We start from the raw sequence: 7,578 nt of genomic DNA, 5'->3' as shown, positions 1-7,578 counted from the left end.
CGCAACGCGCCGCAGCGTCAAGACGAACAGCGCGCCGCCCGACGGCGCGTTGCGCGCGGTGAGCGCCCCGCCCGCGTCGCTCGCGATCGACGACGAGATCGCGAGGCCCAGCCCGAGCCCGCGCCCCATTTCCTTGGTCGTGAAGAACGGCTCGAACAGGCGCGGCAGCAGGTCGGGCGCAATGCCGCAGCCGTTGTCGCGCACCTCGACGGCGAGCGTCGCCGCCGACACCGCGATCGTCACCTCGATCGCCGGCGCCGCCACCCCGACGACCGCATCGAGCGCGTTGCCGAGCAGGTTGATCAGCACCTGTTCGAGGCGCAGATCCTCGCAGCGTGCGACGAGCTCGGGATAGTCGCGCGCCAGGTCGAGCGGCGCATCGTGCGCGGGCGACACGGTCGCGTCTTGCAGCCTCAGCGTGAGCGTGACGCCGCGCAGCCGTTCGTCGAGCAGCGACAGCACGCTACGCAGCGCGCGCACGACGAGCGCCTGCTCGTTGCGCGGCTTCGCGCGGCCGACGAACAGCTTCAGCTGGTTCGTGATCTTGCCCATCCGCTCGGTGAGCGCGGCGATCGCCTCGAGGTTTTCCCGCGCGGCCGCCTGCTCGCCGCGGTCGAGCAGCACGCGCGTGTTGTCCGAGAAGCTGCGCAGCGCCGCGAGCGGCTGGTTCAGTTCGTGTGTGATGCCGGCCGCCATCTGGCCGAGCGCGGCGAGCTTGCTCGCCTGGATCAGTTCGTCGTGCGCGGCGCGCAGCTCCTGCTCCGCGCGGATCCGGTCGCCGACTTCCTTCTGCAATTGCTCGTTCGCTTCCGACAGGTCGGCGGTGCGCTCCTCGACGCGCCGGTTCAGCTCCGCGTACGCCTGTTGCAGCAGCGCGCGGCCGCGGATCATTTCCCGCACGCGCGCGCGGCGCATCCGCCAGTAGAACGCGAGCAGCGCAACCGACACGAAGCCGAAGCCCGTGACGATCGTCGCGTTGCGCGCATCGGCATCGACGGGCGCGATCGGTGCGAGCGTGACGAGCAGCCAGTCGGGCTCGCCGATCCGGCGCTTGCTCGCAAGGTAGCGCGGCGCGCGCAGGCCAGGGCCGAGGCGCACGATCTCCGCATCGGGGCCGAGCACCTGCTCGATGCGCAGCGGCAGCGGCGTGACGGGTTGCTGCGCGTACTGGCGCGTCTCGTAGATCGACGCGGCGACGGGGCCCGTCAGCGGGCGCAGCGTGTGGTACTTCCACGCGGGCACCGACGACAGGAACACGACGCCGTGATCGTCCGCGACGACGAGCGGTTCGGACGCATCGGCGCCCTGGAACCATTCGAGGTTGAGCTTCACGACGACGACGCCCGCGATCTTGCCGTCGCGCCACACCGGCTGCGAGATGTAGTAGCCGGGATCGCGCGAGATCGTGCCGATCCCGAAGAAGCGGCCGACCTGGCCGTTCATCGCATCGAGGAAATACGGGCGGAAGCGGTATTCGATCCCGACGAAGCTGTCGGGCGCGCGCCAGTTGCTGGCGGCGACGCACAGGCCGTCCGCGCCGATCACGTAGGTGACGGTCGCGTGCGCGTGTTCGTTGAGGTCTTCGAGATAGCGATTGACGCGCGCGGTGTAGTCGGCGCGCTTCGGCTCGGCGAGCAGGTCCTGCACGTACGGATGGCTGCCGAGCAGATAGGGCAGCGATTCGTAGCGGTCGAGCGTGCTCTTGAGCGCGTTGGTGGTGCGATCGACGCGCACCGCGGCGTTGCGCTGCAACTCGGCAACGCCGCGCCGCCAGGTGATCGTCCACGTCAGCGTGCACGCCGCGGCGAGCGCGGCGGCAAGCACGACGAGAATGAGCAGACGGCGCGTCACGGTCGAGGCTTCCTGGCGATGCGGATCGCCTATTGTGTCATAGGCCTCCGCCTCCCTGCCCTGGCCGCCGCGGGCCGCGCCGCCGGCGGGCGGTGCCGCCGCCTGCTCCTTCATGGCGTCAGACGCCGGCCGTCTCGGTCGTCGTGACCTCGCCGCCACCGTTCAGCGCCTGGCGCAGCTTGTTGCGGTCGAGCTCCTTCTCCCAGGCCGACACGACGACCGTCGCGACGCCGTTGCCGACGATGTTGGTCAGCGCGCGGCACTCGCTCATGAAGCGGTCGATACCGAGGATCAGCACCATGCCCGACAGCGGGATCGTCGGCACGACGGCCAGCGTCGCGGCGAGCGTGATGAAGCCCGCGCCCGTGACGCCGCTCGCGCCCTTCGACGTCAGCATCGCGACGGCCAGCAGCGTGAGCTGCTGCATCCACGTCAGTTCGATGTTGGTCGCCTGCGCGATGAACAGCACGGCCATCGTCATGTAGATGTTGGTGCCGTCGAGGTTGAACGAATAGCCGGTCGGCACGACGAGGCCGACGACCGAACGCGAGCAGCCGGCCTTCTCGAGCTTTTCCATCAGCTGCGGCAGCGCGGCTTCCGACGAGCTCGTGCCGAGCACGATCAGCAGCTCTTCCTTGATGTAGGACACGAAGCGGATGATCGAGAAGCCCGTGACGCGTGCGATCGTGCCGAGCACGACGAGCACGAACACCACCGACGTCAGGTAGAACGTGCCGATCAGCTTGAGCAGCGGCACCAGCGAGCCGACGCCGTACTTGCCGATCGTGAACGCCATCGCGCCGAACGCGCCGATCGGTGCGAGCTTCGTGACGATGTGCACGATGCCGAACAGCACGCGCGTGAGGCCGTCGATGAAGTCGGTGACGACCTTGCCGCGCTCGCCGAGGTGCGCGAGCACGCTGCCGAACAGCAGTGCGATCAGCAGGATCTGCAGGATTTCACCCTGCGCGAACGCATCGACCATCGTGTTCGGGATGATGTGCATCAGGAAGTCGACCGTCGACTGCCCGTGCGCCTTCGCTGCGTACGACGCAACGGCCTTGCCGTCGAGCGTCGCCGGATCGATGTTGAAGCCGACGCCCGGACGCAGGATGTGCGTGGCCGCGAGGCCGAGCACCAGCGCGAAGGTCGACACGATCTCGAAGTACAGCAGCGCCTTGCCGCCGACGCGGCCTACCTTCTTCATGTCCTCCATGCCGGCGATGCCGGTAACGACCGTACAGAAGATGATCGGGCCGATCACCATCTTGATCAGCTTGATGAAGCCGTCGCCGAGCGGCTTCATGTCGGTGGCGAGCGCCGGGTAGTAGTGGCCAAGGATCACGCCGACGATGATGGCGAAGATCACCTGCACATAGAGCACTTTGTAGAAGGGTTTCTTCTTCACGATGGTTCCTGCAGAAGTAGATGAGCCGATTGAAACGGCGTCACGCGCGCGGACGAATGTCAGGGGAATAGCCATTCGCCCGCGCGGCTGCCGTGCCGCAACAAGCGATGCCTCAGGACGTCCGGAGGGGGAGGAAGGCAGTGGTCATCGATTGTCTCCTTGCTTGCTGTAGTAGTTCGGCCGGGGGATGGCCGTGCGCTTTATATTGCAAGGTCGATGCCAGGTTCCCGGAACCCATCAAACCTTTGTTTTCATTGTATTTCTCATAATGCGGCAGGCAAGGAAATCCGGGATTCCGGATTTCCGGAAAATATCCGTCCGGCGATCCGGACGGATGCATCCATTCTTCAGATCAATCAGTGCTGCACGGCGCGGCCGGCCAGCACGCCCGTCTGCGCGTAGAACTCCTGCTGCGCGAAGGCCTCGCGCTCGCGCCGCGCGCGCTCGCCGCGATCCGCAAGCGAGCCGACGACGATCCCGATAAACGCAAGCGGCACCGACACGAGCGCCGGGTTGTCGAGGAACACCGGCGCGTGCGCGTGGTGCAGCACGTCGACCCACACCGACTTCGACAGCACCGTGAGCGTGACCGCCGACACGAGGCCGAGGCCGCCGCCGAGCACCGCGCCGCGCGTCGTCATCCCGCGCCAGAAGATCGACATCGCGAGCACCGGGAAATTGGCGCTCGCGGCCACCGCCGCGACGAGGCCGACCATGAACGCGACGTTCACGTGCTCGAACAGGATCGACAGCCCGATCGCGACCGCCGACAGCGCGATCGTCGCCGCGCGCGAGATGCGCATCTCGACGCGTTCGTCGGGCTTGCCGCGCGCCCACATCTGCGCATACAGGTCGTGCGAGATCGTCGTCGCGCCGGCGAGCGTCAGGCCCGCGACCACCGCGAGGATCGTCGCGAACGTGACGGCCGCGATGAAGCCGTAGAACCAGTTCCCGCCGACCGCCTGCGCGAGCTTCACTGCGACCATGTTCGAGCCGCCGAGCAGGTCGTGCGTCAGGTTGAACGTGCCGTTCGCGCCGAGCTTGAAGAACTCCGGATGCTGCGCGAGCAGCACGATCGCCGAGAAGCCGATCACGAAGGTCAGCAGGTAGAAGTAGCCGATGAAGCCGGTCGCGTAGAGCACCGACTTGCGCGCCTCCTTCGCGTTCGGCACCGTGAAGAAGCGCATCAGGATGTGCGGGAAGCCGGCCGTGCCGAACATCAGCGCGATGCCGAGCGACAGCGCGTTGGCCGGATCGCGGATCAGCTTGCCGGGGCCCATGATCGACAGCGCGCCCGGATGCACGGCCACCGCGCGGCGGAACATCTCGTCGATGCTGAAGCCGAATTCGCCGAGCGCGAGCACGACGAGCAGCGTCGCGCCGCACAGCAGCAGCACGGCCTTGATCACCTGCACCCAGGTGGTCGCGGTCATCCCGCCGAAGAACACGTAGACGACCATCAGCACGCCGACGATCAGCTCGGCCGTGCCGTACGACAGCCCGAACAGCAGCTGGATCAGCTTGCCCGCGCCGACCATCTGCACGACGAGGTACAGCACGACGATGGTCAGCGAATTCGCGGACGTCAGCAGCCGGATCGGCCGCTGCGCGAAGCGGTACGCGACGACGTCGACGAACGTGAACTTGCCGAGGTTGCGCAGCGGCTCGGCGATCAGGAACATCACGAACGGCCAGCCGACCAGAAAGCCGATCGAGTAGATGAGCCCGTCGAAGCCGAACATGAACACCATCCCGGACAGCCCGAGGAACGATGCGGCCGACATGTAGTCGCCCGCGATCGCGAGCCCGTTCTGCAGCCCGGTGATGCCGCCGCCGGCCGTGTAGAAATCGCGCGTCGAGCGTGTGCGCCGTGCGGCCCAGCGCGTGAGCGCGAGCGTCGCGAACACGAACGCGAAGAACATCCCGATCGCGACCGGGTTCAGTTCGACCTTGTCGGGCATCGGGCCCGCGACGGATACCGCATGCGCGGCGGAAGAAACGAGAGCGAAGGGAACAGCAAGCGCGCCGGGCGCGATCGAAGTGCGTCGCATGTCGGCCTCCGTCACGAGCGCTGCAGGATCGCGTCGACGCGGCGGTCGAACGCACGGTTCGCGCGCAGCACGTAGCACGCGGTCAGGCTGATCGCGACCAGGATGATCGCGACGCCGGTGGCGATCCCGACCGTCGTCGTCGCGCCGCGATACAGCGGCGCGGCGAGCACGTGCGGTGCGAGCGCGACGAGCAGGATGAAGCCGTAGTACGTGGCGATCATCAGCGCCGTCAGCGTGAAGCTGAAGCGGCGCCGCGCACGCACGAGCTGCTGGTAGTCACGGCGCGCCGTGACCGATTCGATGACGGAAAGCTCCATGGTGTCTCCTATGTCTCCTCGTCGTATCGCGAGGGTTTTCATCTGGATGGCCGGCGCGTCTACCGATCCGCCCGCGCCGCGGCGGTCAAGAGCGACTTACACGACGCGATCCGCACGCAGCCGCGCGACCTCGTCGGCCGACATCCCGAGCCAGCCGCCGAGCACCGCATCCGTATCGGCGCCGAGCACCGGCGGCGCACCGCGCACCGGCAGCCGCGCGCCGTCGAACCGATACGGCGGCGCAAGCACGTCGACGCCGCCCGCGACCGGATGCGGCTGCCGCGTGACGAGCCCCGCGCTCGTCGCACGTTCCGACTTCAGCGCTTCGTGCAGCCCGAGCACTTCGCCGCACGGAATGCCCGCATCGGCGAGCGCCGCGAGCAACGTCGCGCGCGACCGGCGCGCGAGTTCGCCGCGAATCTCGGGCAACAGCTCGGCGCGGTTTTCCGAACGGCCAAGGTTGGTCTTGTAGCGCGCGTCGGCCGCGAGGTCGGGCCGCTCGATCGCATCGCAGAAGCGTGCGAACTGCGTGTTGTTGCCGACCGTGATCACGAGCGGGCCGTCGGCCGCGTCGAACACGCCATACGGCACGATCGACGGATGCGCGTTGCCGTAGCGCGGCGGGTCCTCGCCCATCAGCAGCGCGTCGAGCCCGTAGTACGCGGTGATCATCAGCCCGCAGTCGAACAGCGCCATCTCGATGCGCCGCCCGCGCCCCGTCGCATGGCGCTCGTACAGCGCGGCGAGGATCGCCTGCGCCGAATACATGCCGGTGAACAGGTCGACCGCCGCGACGCCGAACTTCAGCGGCGGCTGGCCGGCCTCGCCGTTCAGCGCCATCAGCCCGGCCTCGCCCTGCACGACGAGGTCGTAGCCGGGGCGCGCGGCCTCGGCGCCCGAGCGGTCGTAGCCGGAGATCGCGCAGTGCACGAGGCGCGGATTCAGCTCGGCCAGCGCGTCGTAGCCGAGCCCGAGCTTTTCCGCGCCGCCGAACTTGAAGTTGTGAAGCACCACGTCGGCCTGCGCGGCCAGCTCGCGCGCGAGTCGCTGCCCTGCTTCGGTCTGCAGGTCGAGACAGATCGAGCGCTTGCTGCGGTTCACGCTGTTGAAGTAGGTCGTCTCGGTGTCGCCGATCCTCAGGCCCCAGTCGCGCGTGTCGTCGCCGCGCGCCGGATGCTCGACCTTGATCACTTCCGCGCCGAAATCGGCGAGCACCATCGCGCACCACGGGCCCGCGAGCACGCGCGAGAAATCGAGCACCTTCACGCCGGCCAGCGGCAATGCGCGCGATTCGTTCGTCATCCTTGTCTCCTCCATTCGCGTGATTTGCTTTTACTGTTTCGACAGCGCGATGTAGCGCGCGAGATGGTGATCTTCATCACCGAGCTGGTGATCGATCATCACGAGACGCTTCGCGTAGTGCGACAGCGGCAACTCCCACGTCATCCCGATCCCGCCGTGCAACTGGATGCTCTCCTCCGCGACGAGCGTGCCGATCCGGCCGATGCTGGTTTTCGCCGCCGCGAGCGCGCGTTCGCGCACCACGCGCGGCGCATCGAGCTGCGCGGCCGCGTTGATCACGGCCGAGCGCGCCTGCTCGACTTCGAGCAGCAGGTCGGCCATCCGGTGCTGCAGCGCCTGGAAGCTGCCGATCGGCAAGCCGAACTGCTTGCGCGTGCGCAAGTAGTCGAGCGTGTATTCCTTCGCGACGTCCATCGCGCCGAGCGCTTCCGCCGACAGCGCGAGCAGCCCGTAGCCGAGCACGCGTTCGAGCAGCTCGGCGCCGGCTTCACCGTCGTGCGCGCCGAGCGCCGCATCGGCCGGCAGCACGACGCGTTCGAAGCGCACTTCGGCCGCGCGGCCGCCGTCGATCTTCCGGTAGTCGCGCAGCGATACGCCCGGCGCGTCGGCAGGCACGACGAACAGGCCGATGCCGGCCGCATCGTCGTCG

6 protein-coding genes are annotated in these 7,578 nt (G+C 68.0%); all 6 read right to left on the bottom strand.

The genetic code is table 11. The features are described from left to right. A partial coding sequence (locus tag G3N99_RS30805) for an ATP-binding protein (protein ID WP_206124265.1) occupies nucleotides 1-1,965 on the bottom strand: 1,965 nt, incomplete at its 3' end. Nucleotides 1,966-1,969: 4 nt separating this feature from the next. Further along, complete coding sequence (locus G3N99_RS30800; protein WP_174937761.1) at nucleotides 1,970-3,259, bottom strand: dicarboxylate/amino acid:cation symporter; 1,290 nt, start codon at nucleotides 3,257-3,259, stop codon at nucleotides 1,970-1,972. A 356-nt stretch (nucleotides 3,260-3,615) separates the two neighbouring features. After that, nucleotides 3,616-5,310 carry a cation acetate symporter gene (locus G3N99_RS30795; protein WP_174937759.1) on the bottom strand — a complete coding sequence of 565 codons (1,695 nt, stop codon included), beginning with the start codon at nucleotides 5,308-5,310 and terminating at the stop codon, nucleotides 3,616-3,618. Between the two features lie 11 nt (nucleotides 5,311-5,321). Continuing rightward, nucleotides 5,322-5,627 (bottom strand): DUF485 domain-containing protein, encoded by a 306-nt coding sequence (locus G3N99_RS30790; RefSeq protein ID WP_011353318.1) that lies wholly within the window; start codon nucleotides 5,625-5,627, stop codon nucleotides 5,322-5,324. Nucleotides 5,628-5,723: 96 nt separating this feature from the next. Beyond that, the gene (locus G3N99_RS30785) at nucleotides 5,724-6,929 is read right to left on the bottom strand and encodes a CaiB/BaiF CoA-transferase family protein (protein ID WP_174946593.1); all 1,206 of its coding nucleotides are present in this window, start codon (nucleotides 6,927-6,929) and stop codon (nucleotides 5,724-5,726) included. Nucleotides 6,930-6,959: 30 nt separating this feature from the next. After that, on the bottom strand, nucleotides 6,960-7,578 hold a 619-nt coding region (locus G3N99_RS30780; protein ID WP_241011931.1), incomplete at its 5' end, for an acyl-CoA dehydrogenase.

Origin of the sequence: Burkholderia sp. Ac-20392 (assembly GCF_017104585.1) — a bacterium.
Lineage (GTDB): Bacteria > Pseudomonadota > Gammaproteobacteria > Burkholderiales > Burkholderiaceae > Burkholderia > Burkholderia lata.
This window is presented reverse-complemented; position numbering and strand designations above follow the sequence as displayed.

Coding starts and splice junctions, on each gene's coding strand:
- G3N99_RS30790 (WP_011353318.1), bottom strand. CDS start 5,627: ATGGAGCTTTCCGTCATCGAATCGGTCACGGCGCGCCGTGACTACCAG.
- G3N99_RS30795 (WP_174937759.1), bottom strand. CDS start 5,310: ATGCGACGCACTTCGATCGCGCCCGGCGCGCTTGCTGTTCCCTTCGCT.
- G3N99_RS30785 (WP_174946593.1), bottom strand. CDS start 6,929: ATGACGAACGAATCGCGCGCATTGCCGCTGGCCGGCGTGAAGGTGCTC.